This is a genomic window from Paenibacillus oryzisoli (assembly GCF_050467285.1).
GTDB lineage: Bacteria > Bacillota > Bacilli > Paenibacillales > NBRC-103111 > Paenibacillus_E > Paenibacillus_E oryzisoli_A.
On sequence record NZ_JBCMUN010000020.1, the window covers coordinates 85,752 to 101,545 of the forward strand.

The 15,794-nt window shown below is 57.7% G+C and carries 11 protein-coding genes; 10 read left to right on the top strand and 1 reads right to left on the bottom strand.

The genetic code is table 11. The annotated features are described in order from the left end of the window. Nucleotides 1-24: 24 nt before the first annotated feature. Both ABE504_RS28035 and ABE504_RS28040 read left to right on the top strand, forming a co-directional pair. Complete coding sequence (locus ABE504_RS28035) at nucleotides 25-2,139, top strand: beta-galactosidase trimerization domain-containing protein (RefSeq protein WP_430095219.1); 2,115 nt, start codon at nucleotides 25-27, stop codon at nucleotides 2,137-2,139. A 548-nt stretch (nucleotides 2,140-2,687) separates the two neighbouring features. Continuing rightward, nucleotides 2,688-3,524 carry a YheC/YheD family protein gene (locus ABE504_RS28040; RefSeq protein ID WP_430095221.1) on the top strand — a complete coding sequence of 279 codons (837 nt, stop codon included), beginning with the start codon at nucleotides 2,688-2,690 and terminating at the stop codon, nucleotides 3,522-3,524. On the opposite strand, the gene ABE504_RS28045 is transcribed toward ABE504_RS28040, so the two are convergent. Then, entirely contained in the window at nucleotides 3,519-4,877 is a 1,359-nt protein-coding gene (locus ABE504_RS28045) for a putative bifunctional diguanylate cyclase/phosphodiesterase (protein ID WP_430095223.1), read from the bottom strand. The two genes, ABE504_RS28040 and ABE504_RS28045, sit on opposite strands and share 6 nt — an antisense overlap. A gap of 272 nt (nucleotides 4,878-5,149) precedes the next feature. Here ABE504_RS28045 and ABE504_RS28050 point away from each other — a divergent pair, with 272 nt between their 5' ends. From ABE504_RS28050 to ABE504_RS28085, 8 genes are all read left to right on the top strand, one after another. After that, nucleotides 5,150-6,196, top strand: coding sequence for a LacI family DNA-binding transcriptional regulator (locus ABE504_RS28050; RefSeq protein ID WP_430095457.1), 1,047 nt, complete (start codon nucleotides 5,150-5,152; stop codon nucleotides 6,194-6,196). A 66-nt stretch (nucleotides 6,197-6,262) separates the two neighbouring features. Then, a complete protein-coding gene (locus ABE504_RS28055; RefSeq protein ID WP_430095225.1) occupies nucleotides 6,263-7,423 on the top strand; it encodes a Gfo/Idh/MocA family protein in 1,161 nt (386 codons plus the stop codon). A gap of 23 nt (nucleotides 7,424-7,446) precedes the next feature. Beyond that, nucleotides 7,447-8,076, top strand: coding sequence for a ThuA domain-containing protein (locus ABE504_RS28060; RefSeq protein ID WP_430095227.1), 630 nt, complete (start codon nucleotides 7,447-7,449; stop codon nucleotides 8,074-8,076). Between the two features lie 101 nt (nucleotides 8,077-8,177). Further along, a complete protein-coding gene (locus ABE504_RS28065; RefSeq protein WP_430095229.1) occupies nucleotides 8,178-9,272 on the top strand; it encodes a Gfo/Idh/MocA family protein in 1,095 nt (364 codons plus the stop codon). Between the two features lie 1,186 nt (nucleotides 9,273-10,458). Then, nucleotides 10,459-12,324 carry a 3D-(3,5/4)-trihydroxycyclohexane-1,2-dione acylhydrolase (decyclizing) gene (iolD, locus tag ABE504_RS28070; RefSeq protein ID WP_430095231.1) on the top strand — a complete coding sequence of 622 codons (1,866 nt, stop codon included), beginning with the start codon at nucleotides 10,459-10,461 and terminating at the stop codon, nucleotides 12,322-12,324. A 16-nt stretch (nucleotides 12,325-12,340) separates the two neighbouring features. Beyond that, complete coding sequence (gene iolE, locus ABE504_RS28075) at nucleotides 12,341-13,249, top strand: myo-inosose-2 dehydratase (RefSeq protein ID WP_430095233.1); 909 nt, start codon at nucleotides 12,341-12,343, stop codon at nucleotides 13,247-13,249. Nucleotides 13,250-13,255: 6 nt separating this feature from the next. Further along, entirely contained in the window at nucleotides 13,256-14,266 is a 1,011-nt protein-coding gene (iolC, locus tag ABE504_RS28080) for a 5-dehydro-2-deoxygluconokinase (protein ID WP_430095235.1), read from the top strand. Nucleotides 14,267-14,302: 36 nt separating this feature from the next. Next, the gene (locus ABE504_RS28085; RefSeq protein WP_430095237.1) at nucleotides 14,303-15,748 is read left to right on the top strand and encodes a CoA-acylating methylmalonate-semialdehyde dehydrogenase; all 1,446 of its coding nucleotides are present in this window, start codon (nucleotides 14,303-14,305) and stop codon (nucleotides 15,746-15,748) included. Nucleotides 15,749-15,794: the final 46 nt, after the last annotated feature.

Below are 15,794 nucleotides of genomic sequence, written 5' to 3' on the forward strand. Positions count from 1 at the left end.
CATGGCGATGGAGGAGCTTACCACATGACGGAGTTGAAATGGTATCAGAAACCGCTGCGCATCATTGATTTTATACCGCCTGACCCGGATCGTTACGAGACGCTGGACATCGGGGAGCAGATCCGGATTCGCCAAGCGCTCGGTTTCAATGTCGACCACGTTGAGGTGCATGATGTGACGGTGGGGGAGTCGGCGATCACCTTCTACCCCTCCGATTACGCGCATCAAACGCGAAGAAATATGTTGGGGGAATTGACCGAGGGATATAAAGGTTCCGGCGTCATGCCTGTTGTGTATTTTAACGTACACTGGCTCTCGCCCTCCTTATTGGAGCCGTGCCCGGACTGGTTCCAGCAGGACGATGCGGGGCAGATCATTCCAAGTGGCTACGGTCTCGGCGGCTACACCTGCGTCAATTCGCCTTTCCGCGAGTACGCGTTGGGAACGATCACTACGATTGCGCAGTATGCGATCGGCGGCATTTTTCTGGACGGCCCTATCTTTCGTATCGAGGGCTGCCGCTGCGCACATTGCCGCGCCCTCTTTGCGGAGCAATATGGCTATGAAATGCCGGCCACGTCAACGAAAGAGAAGCGGGAGCAAGCCGATCTGGCTGCGTTTAAAAAGCAATCCATCGCCGACTTCGTCCGCGTCTCCCGCGAAGCGCTGCGCCGAGTGCGCCCGGACGCCATTATATATATGAATAATTTGCAGCTGCTGCCTGACAAATATTGCTCCCGGGACAACCGATTGACAGGCGAGCATCAGGATATGCTGCTGGCGGAAGGCGGCTTCCTCCACGGCGATCTGCGCCAGATTCCAATCTGGAAGCCTGCTGCCACGGCGATGCTGCTGGAGACGCAAGCGAAGGGTAAGCCCTACTGTGTAGCCATTGCCGGCCGCCAGGCGCCGTGGTCGCGCTATTTGCTGTCGGTCAGCGAGACGTGGCTCGTCCACGCGATGGCTGCGGCGCACGGAGCGAGTACGTGGTACGGCACGTACAACGACAATAATTCGGATGCAAGAATGCGGACGGTGCAAGCGATTAACCGTTTTTTCTCGGAGAACGAGCCGTACTACACTCAGACAGCATCGGCCGCCAAAATCGCGATGCTCTGGTCGCGCACGACGGCGAATCAGTATCAATCGAGCGCGGATGTGACGGATTTTACGGACGAGCAGCGCGCGGCGGATGAGCAGCGCAAAGGCGATGCGCGCGCTTCCTTCCTCGGCATGTTCGATGCGCTTTCGAGAAGCCGCGTTATTTTCGACATCGTCGACGAGGAGGCCGTATCGGACGGCACGCTGGACCGGTATGAGCTGTTGATTTTGCCGAACATCAGCTGCATGTCCGAGCAAACGGCGGCGTCCATTCGCGCCTTTGTGCAGGGGGGAGGGCGCATTCTCTCTACGTTCGACACGTCTTTTTATGACGAGAGCGGGGAACGCTATGCGCAGCCTGTGCTCGCCGATGTCATGGGGCTGGCCCGAGTTCAGGACATCAGCGCGTGCGCCTATGACCATATTACGGTCAAGGCGGATGAGCCGCTGCTGAGAGGCATCGACCAATCGCAGCTGCCGGCTGCGGGGCTCGGTGCCAAAGTGGTGCCGCTGCCGACTGCAGCAACTTCGCTCGCGTACCGTGAACCGCAGGTGTCCAGGTACTCGGAGCTTCCGGATGAGACGGCTTACCCGTATATCGTCACGCATGCTTACGGATCAGGGAGTTCCCTCTATTTTGCCGGCAATGTCGATAAGTTTTACGGCGACTTTGCGCTGGACGAGTACAGAAAATTGCTGAGTAATGCCGTTGAGAGCCTGTCGAAGCCGCCGGTTGAGGTGACAGCCGAAGTTGATCTGACTTCGATCCATCTCTCGCTTCGCAAGCAGCAAGGCCGGATGATGCTGCATCTCGTTCACTATTCGGGCTCGCAAACGAGGCCGATCGGGGCTGTGATTCCGCTTCGAGACGTACGAATCCGTCTGCAGGTGCCGGTGGCCGAGGGCTGCGCGGGCGTTCAGGCTGTCAAGAGCTTGAGAAGCGGGGCGATGCTTCCGTTCTCGTATTCGGACGGGATGCTTTCGGTGACCCTCGAAGAGCTGCGGGAATACGAGGTCGTGGTCGTCGAGCTTGTCTAGATAGGCAATCACGTTTGAAGAAGAGACGCTTCTCCTGGGAGAGGTGGCTCTTCTTTTTTTTGTGGAGCGTGAAACGGGGCTGGCGGATGGAGCTCAACCTGGGGATCTCGACCAGCTAAGAGGGCCTGGCCCTAGCTAGCTGCGAGAAAATGGGTGATTTGAGCGAGTTAAGAGGGGCTGCCCCCTCTTAGAGTTGCCGGATGGAGCCTAAACCCGGGGATTCTGCGCGGCTAAGAGGGTTTGGCCCTAGCTAACAAAGCGAAAATGAGAGATTGGAGCCAATTAGCAGGGTCTGGCCCCCCTTAGAGTAGTCTATACCGCCGCCCCCGCCGCACATTTCCAATATTCCGACTACTTGGCGCTCCAACATGGTTTTCAAACTAGTTAGTTGGAGGGAGTAGGCGCTTAAATTTTGATCGAGCAGCCGATATTGTTAAGACTCCCACACACATGCGGACCACCCCTGGCTTGCAAAACAGCCAGTCGCCACTTGGCTCCCGCCTACATATGATGCAGGAGGAATATACGGAGGCTGGAGGCAGCAGCTCATGGTGACAACGTGGAAGAAGAAGGCGAAGAAGGGGCAGCTCCCCTCCAAGCGCCAGGCGGCAGCAACCACTGCAAATAAAGCCCGATATGTGGGCAGCAAAATGGGAAAAACGCGCGCGCTGGAGGCGAAGGCGTCGCTTCGCGAGTATGTGCCGGTGACGAAGAGGCTGGATGCGGTTGTTTTGCAGGAGATGCTGAACGAGCATCGTATGGTGTATGTGAAGCCGAACGCAGGAATGTGCGGGGACGGGGTGATCCGCGTGGAGAAGGTGGTGCCGGATAATGGGGCGACACCGCGCTATACGTTCCAAGTTGGCGTACGGAAAAAGTCGTTTGCCACGTTTGAGGGGATGTATGCATCGCTGCGCAAGGTGACCGGAAAGCGGCGGTATCTGGTCCAAAAAGGGATTCAATTGCTCAAATACAAAGGGAATCGCTTTGATTTGCGGGTCATGGTGCAGATGACGCCCGCAGCGAAATGGGAGACGACCGGTGTGATCGGACGTGTCGCACATCCGTTGAAAATCGTGACCAACTACCACGATGGCGGCAAGCTGAAAAGCGTCGATACGCTGCTGCGCAGGTATATGACGGCGAACGACCGCAAGCTGTACGTGAAGCGTCTGGAACAATTAGGGCGCAAGGCTGCGAAGGCCGTTGAGGCACGGTATAAAGGGGTTAAGGAAATCGGCGTCGATATCGCGGTCGATTATGAAATGAAGCCGTGGATTCTTGAGGTGAATACGAGTCCTGATCCGTACATTTTCAGAAAGCTGAAGGATAAGCGAGTTTTCGCAAAAATAAAGCACTACGCCAAAGCTTACGGCCGGTTATGAGATCATAACCGGCTGTGCGTTGTGCGCGCTGTATGTATGTTCAATTTCTGCGACGGAAATCGGCGGGCTTAACAAGTAGCCCTGAATCGTCGTGCAGGTGGTCTCCCGCAAGATGTCAAGCTGGCTGACTTCCTCGACGCCCTCCGCGACGACTTGCAGATTGAGCGCATGGCCGAGATTGATGATCGCGTTCGTGATCGCCAGGTCGCTCTGGTTCGATTGAATGTTTTGGACGAAGGAGCGGTCAATCTTCAGGCAGTGAATTGGAAACTGCTTCAAATAGCTCAGCGACGAATAACCGATGCCGAAATCATCGATCGAGATGGAGATGCCTTTTTGCGTCAGCTTATCGAGGACGGCGACGGTTTTCTCCATATTTTGCATAATCGAGCTTTCGGTAATCTCAAATTCCAGGAACGACGGGTCGACGCCGCTCCAATCAATGATATGAATCGCTTTATCGGCAAAATGTTCATCCTGGAACTGGCACGGGGAGACGTTGACGGCCACCTGGTAGTCAAGCACACCCGACGCATGCCATTTGGCACGCTGCAAGCACGCTTCCCGCAGCACCCATTCGCCTAGCGGCAAGATGAGTCCGGTCTCTTCAGCGAGCGGAATGAAATCGTTCGGAGGAATCATGCCGAGCTCCGGATGCTTCCAGCGCACGAGCGCCTCCAGGCACACAATGCGGCCCGAAGAAAGCTCCAGACGCGGCTGATAGTAGAGCATCAATTCATTATTCTCGATGGCGCTTCGAAGTTCGGCTTCCATCATGATTTGATTAGAACGATGCTGGTGAATATGCTCGAAGGGGACAAGTTTGTTTTTGCCGGAATGTTTGGCGGCAAGAAGCGCTTGCTCTGCTTGAATGAGCGCAGCCTCCGTCATGCTTGCGGACGAGATGGGTTCGCTGAGACCCATGCTGGCGTTCAAGTAGCAGGGCTGTCCGTTCCATACGAAAGGCGCGGTGAATTGCTGGCGAATGTGTTCGGCGCTGACCAGAAGTACTTCAGGCGAGTCGCCTGGAAGAAGCAAGGCAAATTCATCATCGCCAAAGCGGGCGAGAAAGAGACTCGTGCCTGAGGTCTGTAAGCGTGCGGTAATCTCCTGGAGAAAGCGATCGCCGGCCTCATAGCCGAGCGAGAAATTGACTTGCCGGAAGCGGTCGATATCCAGCACGAGCAGAGCGAGCAAGGTGTGAGAGGAGGCATGTAAGTTATGCTGAACGGCGTGCTCGAACGCTTCGAGCAACTGTCTGCGATTGGAAATACGAGAGGTCATGTTCCGGCTCCGCGGAGCCTGCCCGGTTAACGATGCGGCGAGGTGAAAAAGGCGCCTGATTGCTTTCATTGCTATCACACTTCCCACATCAAAGTAATTCATAGATATCTTTTAATCATAAATCGGCGGCGCGGTTAGGACAACCTAAACATTTGCCACTGTTTACAATAATTGTTTAATTCCTTGGCGATTCGCATGAAAATTTAGCGAGCCCTGTCGAAATGCGCTGAATCCTTGAAACATAAGGGGAATTTCAATTCGTTATTGACAGGAGGCCGGCTGCAATGAGAGAATGTACGCGTGTACATTTTAACGAAACAGGATGGAAGGAGCAAGGCGATATGGTAACGCGAAAAGAGGTTGCCGAGCTGGCAAACGTCTCGGAAGCGACGGTCTCCCGGGTATTTAACGGGGTTGGACCGATGAAGCCGGTGACGAAGGAGCGCGTGTTGGCGGCTGCGCAGACACTCGGGTACCATCCCAATGCGATCGCCCAAAGCTTTGCGCGCCGGCGGAGCGGCAATCTCGGCGTCGTGCTGCCGTATATGCCGAAGGTGCATCTGTTTTCCACGTATTATTTTGCGGAAATTCTAAGCGGAATCGGCGAGCAGTGCCGGAAAGAGGGCTACGATCTGCTGCTTTCCCTGCTGCCGACGGACGAGGAATTGGATTATACGCAGTTGTATCGCTCGCAAAAGGTGGACGGCTGCGTCATTCTTGGCGCAAGGGATACGCCGGAGCAGCGGAAGTCGTTGGCAGAGTTGAAAGCGCAAGGGCTGCCGTTCTGCCTCGTGAATCAGCGCTTCGAGGGACTCCCGCTGCTGGAAGTGGACGCTGATCATGTGGAAGGCAGCTATTTGGCGGTGCGCAGCCTGCTTGCAGACGGTTATCGACGCATTGCTTTCATGAACGGCTCGCCGTATTATTCGAACTCCATCGACCGGCTGGCGGGGTATCGCAAAGCGCTGCTGGAAGCGGGGATCGCCGCTCAGCCGGAGCTGCTGCTCGAAGGCAACTACAGCCGTACAAGCGGCTATAAGGCGGCTGAGCAAGTGTGGGCGATGCGTGATCGCATCGACGCGATTTTTGCGGCGAACGACCGCATGGCGATCGGGCTGATGCAGGGGCTGCGCGAGCGCGGCTGGCTTGCCGGGCGCGACTTCGCAATCATCGGCTGCGACGACTCCGATGCAGCGAAGCTGAGCGACCCGCCGCTCAGCACGATTCACGTGCCCTTCTTCGAGATGGGCAAGGCGGCGGCACGCGCGGTATTAGCAAGCATTGGGCACGGAGAGCCGGGGAGCAGTCAGCAGCTTAAGCTGCCGACGCAGCTCATTGTGCGGCAATCGTCCAGGTGCGCGACTGAAGCCGAGCATGGGCGCGAGTAGGGGAAGATGCGGGATTGGGTAAGGAAATAACGGGTTACATCACCATTATGGGAGGCGGTTCAACGCATGAAGTCGTTCAACATTGGGATGATTGGCTATAAATTTATGGGCAAGGCGCATAGTCACGCGTACAAGGATTTGCCGATGTTTTTTCCACAGGCGGCAAAGCCGGTGATGAAGCTGATCTGCGGGCGCGATGAAGCCGGCGTGAAGCAGGCTGCCCAGCAGTTCGGCTGGGAAGGGTATGTGACCGATTGGCGCGAGCTGGTGAATCACCCGGATGTCGACGTGGTCGACATCAATGCGCCGAGCGATGCGCACAAGGAGATAGCGCTAGCGGCGGCCAAGGCGGGCAAGCACCTGTTCTGCGAGAAGCCGCTGGCGCTGACCCTTGCGGATGCAAGGGAGATGCTGGAAGCGGCGGAGGCGGCAGGCGTGAAGCATATGGTCGGCTTCAACTACCGTTTTGCTCCGGCAGTGCAGCTGGCGAAGAAGCTCGTGGAGAGCGGCCGCCTCGGCACGATTTATCATTTCCGCGCCTGGTTCCTGCAGGACTGGATCGTCGATCCGACGTTCCCGCTCGTCTGGCGCTTGCAGAAGGAAGTTGCCGGCTCCGGTTCGCACGGCGACTTGGGGGCGCATCTCATTGATCTGGCGCACTTCCTCGTCGGCGACATGGAAGAGGTTATCGGCATGAGCGAGACGTTCGTGAAGGAAAGGCCGCTGCCGTCTTCGATGACGGGCCTCAGTGCCAAGGGCAGCAAAGACGCTCCGCACGGACCGGTGACGGTGGACGATGCGACACTGTTTATGGCGCGTTTTGCGGGCGGTGCGCTGGGCAGCTTTGAGGCGACGCGGTTTGCGCCGGGGCATCGGTGTACGAATTCTTTTGAGATTAACGGCAGTTTGGGCAGTGTGAAGTTCGATTTCGAGCGGATGAACGAGCTGCAGGTGTATTTTACGAGCGATGATGAGGATGTGCAGGGCTTTAGACGCGTATTGGCGACGGATGCGCCGCATGCGTACATGGATGCCTGGTGGCCTGCGGGGCACACGATCGGGTATGAGCACACGTTTGTGCATGAAGTTGTGGAGTTAATGAATGCGCTCGCAGAAGAGCGTCAGCCGGTGCCGAATTTTGTGGACGGCGTGAAGTGCCAGGAGGTGCTGGAAGCGGTGGATCAATCCATTGCGCAGCGCCGATGGGTGAAAATCAGCGAAGTGTAACGAGGGAGAGGGGCGTAAGCGCGATGGCAAAACAAGCACTCATTGTATGGGGCGGCTGGGACGGGCATCAGCCTGAGGAGGTTGCCGGGATTTTTGCGGGATTGCTGCGGAATGAAGGTTACGGCGTCGAGGTTTCGGATACACTGGACAGTTTCAGGGACACGGAGAAATTGGCGGGCATCGATCTGATCGTGCCGGTCTGGACGATGGGCAAAATCGAGAAGGAACAGCTGTCTCCGCTGCTCGCTGCCGTCAAAGAAGGCGGCACCGGGATTGCCGGCTGCCACGGCGGGATGGGCGATTCGTTCCGCAACGAAGTCGAATATCAGTACATGGTCGGCGGCCAATGGGTGGCGCATCCGGGCAACGACGGCGTCACATATACCGTGCGCATGAAGGATCGGGAGCAGCCGCTCACGCAGGGGATCGACGATTTTGTCGTCGTGTCCGAGAAGTATTATATGCATGTGGACCCGGCGATTCAGGTGCATGCGGTCACGGATTTCGGCGATGTGGAGATGCCGGTTGTCTGGACGAAAACGTACGGCGTCGGCAAAGTGTACTACAACTCGCTTGGCCATCAAGCGAACATCGTGCGCATGCCCGAGACGCTAGAACTGATGCGGCGCGGGTTGTTGTGGGCGACACGTTAAAGGGTAGAACGGCGCTGCATGTGAGTGCAGGTGCGAGTGCAAATACAAGTGCAAATGAAAAGAACGCAAGTATGCGGATTTTGAGGAGGAACCGAAGCGTCATGAGCAAGAAAAAAGTGGGTATTATCGGGTGCGGCAATATCAGCTCGATTTATATGAAAAATCTTCCGACGTTTGCCGGAGTTGAGCTAGTGGCTTGCGCGGACCTCGATGTGAGTCGTGCGAAGGCGCGCGCCGAGGAATTCGGCATTCCGCATGCGTATTCGGTGAGCGAGCTGCTCGCAGACCCGGCGATCGACATTGTGGTGAACTTGACGATCCCGGCGGCGCATGCCGACGTGTGTCTGCAAGCACTGGAAGCGGGCAAGCACGTATATGTGGAAAAACCACTGGCGGTGACACGCGAGGAAGGGCAGCGCGTGCTCGAGCTGGCGGCGCGCAAAGGGCTGCTCGTCGGCAGCGCGCCGGACACGTTCCTGGGCGGCGGCATCCAGACGTGCATCAAGCTGATCGAAGACGGCTGGATTGGGACGCCTGTGGCAGCGACCGCGTTCATGATGGGCAAAGGCCACGAGCACTGGCACCCGGATCCGGAGTTCTACTACGCCAAAGGCGGCGGGCCGATGTTCGATATGGGGCCGTACTATTTGACGGCGCTGGTTGCCCTGTTGGGGCCGATTCGCCGGGTGACGGGGTCGACGGGCATTTCGTTCGCGGAGCGGACGATTTCAAGCGAGAAGAAGCGCGGGCAAAAGATTGTCGTCGACACCCCGACGCATGTCGCAGGTGTGCTGGATTTCCACGGCGGCGCGATTGCGACGCTCGTGACCAGCTTTGACATCATGGAGGGGACGAAGCTACCGCATATTGAGATTTACGGCAGTCACGGCTCACTGAGCGTGCCGAATCCGAACAACTTCAGCGGCGAAGTGCTGCTGCGCAAGCATGGTTCGGATTGGCAGCCGGTGCCGCTGTCGCACGGCTACCACGCCAATACGCGCGGATTGGGCGTTGCGGCGCTGGCGAAGGCGCTGCTGACGGGCGACGCGTCGGAGCACCGCGCGAACGGCGCACTCGCATATCACGTGCTGGAAGCGATGCACGGGTTCCATGACGCGTCGGACAGCGGCCAGCACTACGTGATGGCGAGCAACTGTGAGCGGCCGAAGCTGCTGAATCCGGCTGAGGCGTTGTAACGGGGACGAATAGGCGCGCATTACTCGGTGCGGCGGTCGGTTGGTTGATGAACGCGCCGTTCCTCCACCCATGGGGAAGAGGACGGGTTGGATCTTGCTTTGGGGCGATACAGGTACCTGGCGAGGTGGATAGTTGATGCCCGCGATTATGGTAACTACTTAGTACTTGCTTGTGATGGAGATAACTGGCGAATTCCTGCGAATAAGCAGGAATTTTCCATGAAAATGGCACTTTTCTCAAAATGCCTGCGATAAAGCAGTTTTTTAGGCTAGACTCGCTCCCAAAGTGAATCCTTGCCCAAAATGCCTGCCTTTTTACAGGCTTTTCATTGAATCAGGAAGGTAGGGGGGGAAATGCCTGCTTTTTTGCAGGCTTGTCGCCCATTTGGAATGCCTGCTCGGCCCCCCACCCCCATCAGCATTGTCGAAATGCACCTCTAGGCGTACTCTTGTTCAGCTAGCATCCCACCAACGGGGTCACCTTTCCGCGTGCCTCTTGGCACCGAAGTAGTTACCGATTATAAAGGAATTCTAAGCAAAAATAGCGTTCCGCAAAAAGCCTGCGATCTAGCAGTTTTTCGAGCCGAGGAATCCACGCCAAAAGTGGGTTCTCGCTCAAAATGCCTGCAGAACCGCAGGCTTTTCTTTGATCTGGAGAGGAGGGAGGAAAATGCCTACAGATTTGAAAGCTACTCTCGGCCCCATATCCCTCACTCTCGCCATTCATCAGCATCTTCAGTTCTAACTTCACTTAAGCAGCCAAATCATGTCGCTGCACGGCAGCTCAAAGGATGAAAATTCGCCTTGGCGACCGCTCAGGAGTGAACGATTTCCAGGGGAGTAACTCCAGGGAATAACTAGATTTGCAGTCGTGGATTTGGATTTGGATCTGGATCTGGATGCCGATCCGATCCAGTCTGATCCGAATATGCCCCCGATAATCAAGGCAGCGGCATCATGATGCTGGCCGGCGCGGAGGCTGCCGAACTGAAGCCGGTGGTCGCGGACGGCAATGAAACACCAATTGGACAAAGCTGGGAAAAAAGGTGTTGTTGTAAAATCATTCCTGTAGTATGATCAAATCAATACTTGGATTAAGCGCTTAACCTCTGCGAGCGGGTTAGGCAATTTCCATACTGGGTTAAGCGCTTAATCCACAAAACTTTAAAAGGAGATGCCAGCCGCTATGAGCACGATTCGCTTAACGATGGCACAAGCTTTACTTCGATTTCTGGATAATCAATATGTTGCGGTTGACGGCGTGGAGACGAAGTTTGTTCAAGGGGTGATGGGCATTTTCGGCCACGGCAACGTCACGGGGCTGGGAGAAGCGCTGGAGCGCAGCGCAGGCCTTCTCACGTATGTGCAAGGCAAAAATGAGCAGGGCATGGTCCATGCGGCTGCGGCGTACGCGAAGCAGAAAAACCGGCTGCAAATCTACGCCTGCACGACGTCGATCGGCCCCGGCGCCTTGAACATGGTGACGGCGGCGGCGACGGCGACCGTCAACCGTATCCCGGTGCTGCTGCTGCCGGGAGATAACTTCGCTTCGCGGCAGCCCGATCCGGTGCTGCAGCAGCTCGAGGTCGCCGGCGATTATACGGTGTCGGCGACGGATGCTTTTAAGCCGGTCAGCAAGTATTGGGACCGGATCGTTCGTCCCGAGCAGCTGCTGACGGCCGCCCGGCAGGCGATGCGGGTGCTGACCGATCCGGCGGAGACCGGAGCGGTGACGCTTGCGCTGCCGCAGGACGTGCAGGCCGAGGCTTACGACTATCCACTTTCCTTCTTCGAGCGGAAAGTGCACTACATCGACCGCCGCCCGGCGGCGGCGGACGCGGTTCAGCGAGCGGCTTCGATGCTGCAGGGCAAGCGCAGACCGCTCCTCATTGCCGGCGGCGGCGTGCTGTACGCCGGCGCCACGCAAGAGCTTGCCGCTTTTGCGGAGAGGTTCGGCATCCCGGTCGCCGAAACCCAAGCAGGCAAAAGCGCACTGCCGTGGAACCATCCGCTCCAGACCGGCGCGGTGGGGGTGACCGGCACGCTTGCGGCGAATCGCCTCGCGCAAGAGGCGGATGTGATTATCGGCGTCGGCACGCGCTACTCCGATTTCACGACGTCGTCCAAGTCGGCCTTCGGCCATCCGGACGTGCAGTTCGTGAACCTCAACATCTCCGGCTTCGATGCGGTGAAGCTCAATAGTGTCGCGATTACCGCCGATGCCAGGGAGGGTTTGAAAGCGCTTCACGCGGCGCTCGCTGCCGCCGATTACCGCACCGGTTACGGCGAGGCGGAAATCGCCGGACTCAAGCGCGAGTGGGACGCGGAAGTGGATCGCCTCTACGCGCTCGAGCATGAAGACGGCCTCGCGCAGACGAGGGCGCTGGGCGTGATCAACGAGCGCATTGCGCCGTCCGCGGTGATCGTCTGTGCGGCCGGCAGCCTGCCAGGGGACCTGCACCGGTTGTGGCGGCCTTCGGAGCCCAAAACGTACCACATGGAGTATGGCTTCTCCTGCATGGGCTACGAGGTGGCGGGCGCATTCGGCGCCGCGCTGGCGGAGCCTGACCGCGAGGTGTACGCGCTAGTGGGGGATGGCAGCTACCTCATGATGCACAGCGAGCTTGTCACCTCCTTGCAGGAAGGGCGCAAGGTGACGGTGCTGCTTTTTGACAATCACGGGTTCCAATGCATTCATAATCTGCAGCGAAGCCAAGGCAGTGACGGTTTCGGCAACGAATTCCGCTTCCGCTCCAGCGAGACCGGGGGGCTGACCGGTAGCTTCATACCGATTGATTTTGCAGCCCATGCCCGCAGCTTAGGCGCGAAAGCGTACACAGCCGGCACGGCGGAGGAGCTGAAGCTGGCGCTGGAGGCGGCGAAGCAAGAAACCATCACAACGTTGATTGAAATCAAGGTTGTGCCCGGAACGAACACGGACGGCTATGCATCGTGGTGGCAGGTCGGCGTCCCGGAAGTGTCCGTCAGCGAGAAAGTCGTTGCGGCGCACGGAGAGATGAAGGCGCACATCGATGCTGTGAAGCTGATCTGAGGGAGGAGAACGACATATGGCAGAGCTGCCTTTTAAGCTGGGCATTCATCCGATTAACTGGGTCGGCGAGGACGTGCGCGAGCATGGCGCCGATACGACGTTTGAGCAAATTGTCGATGAGATTCAGAAGCTGGGCCTAACCGGCACGGAAATGGGACGGAAATATCCGACGGACCCAGTCGTGCTGCAAGCGGAGCTGTCCAAGCGGGGCATCCGGCTCGTATCCCAGTGGAAGTCAGTGCTGTTCTCCGATCCGGCTTATCGGGCATCCGAGCTTGCCGCTTACCGGAAGCATGCCGAATTCCTGCATGCGATGGGCAGCACGGTGATTTCGACGTGTGAGGTGGGGGGCTCGCTGCATTTTGACCCGCGCCGCAGTCCGAATGAGCAAGAAGTGATTAGGCTGGATGAAGCCGGCTGGCAGTCGCTGGCTGAAGGGCTGAATGCCGCTGGCGCGATCGCCAAGGAATATGGCCTCAAGCTGACGTACCACCATCACGGCGGCACGGCTGTGGAGCAGCCGGAGGAGATCGACCGCCTTATGGCGCTGACCGATCCGAGTCTGGTGTACCTGCTGTTCGATACAGGGCACGCCTATTATGGCGGAGCAGATCCGCTGGACGTGCTGCGCAAGCACTACGACCGCATCGCGTACATCCATTTGAAAGATATTCGTCCGGACGTGCTGGTGGAGGCGCGCGAAGCGAAGTCAGACTTCGTGACTTGTATCCGAAAAGGCGTATTCACGGTGCCGGGCGATGGCTGTATGGATTTTAAACCGATTCTTGGCGAATTGCTGGCACGCGGATATAACGGTTGGGCGATGCTGGAAGGCGAGCAAGATCCCTCAGAGCACCCTGCCTACGACTATGCGAAAAATGCACTGATCTACATTCATTCCCTCATTCCAACGGAAAGCAGGTAAAAGCTGATGACCTATGTTCAATTTCCGGCTGAAAAGCCGCTCGATTTTGTGGCGATCGGACGCTTGTGCATCGATTTGAACGCGAATGAAATTCACCGCCCGATGGAAGAGACGATGACGTTTACGAAGTATGTCGGCGGATCGCCGGCGAATATTACGATCGGCATGTCCCGGCTCGGGCTCCAGACCGCGTTTATCGGCAAAATCGCAAACGACCAGATGGGGCGTTTCATCGCCGATTATTTGCGCCGCAACAACATTGAAACGACGAACGTCGTGACGGATACGACCGGTGCGGTGACAGGGCTTGCTTTTACGGAAATTAAAAGCCCTACGGATTGCAGCATTCTGATGTATCGCGACAACGCAGCGGATTTGAAGCTGACGCCGGGGGAAGTGAGCGAGGCGCTGATCGCCCGGACGAAGGTGCTGCTGATCTCGGGTACGGCGCTGGCGAAGAGTCCGTCCCGCGAGGCGGTCTTCCAGGCGTTAAGCTATGCGAAAAAGCATGGCGCCGTCATCGCCTTTGATCTGGACTACCGTCCGTACACGTGGACATCGCCGGAGGAGACGGCCGTGTACTATAACTTGGCGGCGGAGAAGTGCGACATTCTTCTCGGCACGCGCGAAGAGTTCGATATGATGGAGGTTTTTGAAGAAAATGCGGCGCACGATGACCGCGTTACGGCTGCCAAATGGTTCGATTACAGGGCGAAAATCGTCATCATCAAGCACGGCAAAGACGGCTCCATAGCGTATACGCAGGACGGGGAAGGCCACAGTGCCAAAAGCTTCCCGGCCAAAGTGGTAAAAACGTTCGGTGCCGGTGATTCCTATGCGGCCGGTTTTCTTTACGGCGTGATGCAGGGCTGGACGCTGGAGCGGAGCATGGAGTTCGGCAGCGCTGCCGCTTGCATCGTCATCTCCAGCCACAGCTGCTCGGATGCGATGCCGACGGCGGAGGCGGTCCACGACTATATTGAGCGCTGCAATCGCGGTGAAATCACAGCTTCTTAAATCAAGCGAGGTAACGATCGAGAGGAGATACCAACGATGACGCAAATGTTGAAAAATTGGATCGGCGGCCAGTGGGTGGACGCTGCCACTGCACAAACCGAGCCGGTGTACAATCCGGCTACGGAGGAAATCATCGCCTACGTTCCGCTCTCTAGCCAAGAGGACGTGGCGCGGGCGGTTGAGAACGCCAAGGAGGCGTTCGCGGGGTGGAGCCGGACGCCGGTCCCGCGCCGGGCGCGAGTGCTTTTTAAATACCAGCAGCTGCTGGTTGAGCACTGGGAAGAGTTGGCCCGCCTCGTGACCCGAGAGAACGGCAAAAGCTACGCCGAAGCCTACGGCGAGGTGCTTCGCGGCATTGAATGCGTGGAATTTGCCGCAGGTGCGCCGTCGCTGATGATGGGCAAACAGCTGCCGGACATCGCAACGGGCCTTGAGTCCGGCATGTTTCGCTATCCGGTCGGCGTCGTCGGGGGCATCACCCCATTTAACTTCCCGATGATGGTGCCTTGCTGGATGTTCCCGCTCGCCATCGCCTGCGGCAACACGTTCGTGCTGAAGCCGTCCGAGCGGACGCCGCTGCTGGCGAATCGTTTGGCGGAGCTGTTTGCCGAAGCCGGCCTGCCGGACGGCGTATTGAATATTGTGCACGGCGCGCATGATGTCGTGAATGGCATTTTGGCGCATCCGGACATTCGCGCGGTGTCCTTTGTCGGTTCGCAGCCGGTCGCGGAGTACGTGTACAAAACCGCTTCCGCCCACGGCAAACGCGTTCAAGCGCTTGCCGGAGCGAAGAATCATTCGATCGTGATGCCGGATGCGGATCTGGACTTGACGGTAAAAGAAATCATCAACGCTTCCTTCGGCTCGGCAGGCGAGCGCTGCATGGCCTGCTCCGTCGTCGTCGCAGTGGGAGACATCGGGGACACGCTTGTGAACCGGCTTGTCGAGGCCGCCGACCAGCTTACGATCGGCAACGGCAACGATGATGGCGTCTTCCTGGGGCCGGTAATCCGCGGTTCTCATAAGGCGCGCACGCTGACCTACATCGAGACCGGCGAAAAGGAAGGCGCTTTGCTGCTGCGCGACGGACGCAAGGATGCGGCTTCCGCCGGCGAAGGTTATTTCGTTGGGCCGACAATTTTTGACGGCGTGCAGGGCGGCATGAAAATTTGGAAGGACGAAATTTTCGCGCCTGTTTTGTCCATCGTGCGCGTGGCGTCGCTGGAAGAGGCGATTGCGCTGGCGAACCGCTCCGAGTTCGCGAACGGGGCCTGCATTTTCACGGATAGCGGCAGCAGCGTGCGTCAGTTCCGCGATGGGATCGATGCAGGCATGCTCGGCGTGAATCTCGGCGTACCGGCGCCGATGGCGTTCTTCCCATTCTCTGGCTGGAAGAAGTCGTTCTACGGTGACCTGCATGCCAACGGGAAGGATGGCGTCGAATTCTATACGCGAAAAAAAATGGTGACAGCCCGCTGGTAAGGCAGGTGGCGGCTGCCCTCGATTGACAAAAGGAGTGTAACGAAAG

Coding starts and splice junctions, on each gene's coding strand:
- ABE504_RS28055 (WP_430095225.1), top strand. CDS start 6,263: ATGAAGTCGTTCAACATTGGGATGATTGGCTATAAATTTATGGGCAAG.
- ABE504_RS28050 (WP_430095457.1), top strand. CDS start 5,150: ATGGTAACGCGAAAAGAGGTTGCCGAGCTGGCAAACGTCTCGGAAGCG.
- iolD (WP_430095231.1), top strand. CDS start 10,459: ATGAGCACGATTCGCTTAACGATGGCACAAGCTTTACTTCGATTTCTG.
- iolC (WP_430095235.1), top strand. CDS start 13,256: ATGACCTATGTTCAATTTCCGGCTGAAAAGCCGCTCGATTTTGTGGCG.
- ABE504_RS28060 (WP_430095227.1), top strand. CDS start 7,447: ATGGCAAAACAAGCACTCATTGTATGGGGCGGCTGGGACGGGCATCAG.
- iolE (WP_430095233.1), top strand. CDS start 12,341: ATGGCAGAGCTGCCTTTTAAGCTGGGCATTCATCCGATTAACTGGGTC.
- ABE504_RS28045 (WP_430095223.1), bottom strand. CDS start 4,877: ATGAAAGCAATCAGGCGCCTTTTTCACCTCGCCGCATCGTTAACCGGG.
- ABE504_RS28065 (WP_430095229.1), top strand. CDS start 8,178: ATGAGCAAGAAAAAAGTGGGTATTATCGGGTGCGGCAATATCAGCTCG.
- ABE504_RS28035 (WP_430095219.1), top strand. CDS start 25: ATGACGGAGTTGAAATGGTATCAGAAACCGCTGCGCATCATTGATTTT.
- ABE504_RS28040 (WP_430095221.1), top strand. CDS start 2,688: ATGGTGACAACGTGGAAGAAGAAGGCGAAGAAGGGGCAGCTCCCCTCC.
- ABE504_RS28085 (WP_430095237.1), top strand. CDS start 14,303: ATGACGCAAATGTTGAAAAATTGGATCGGCGGCCAGTGGGTGGACGCT.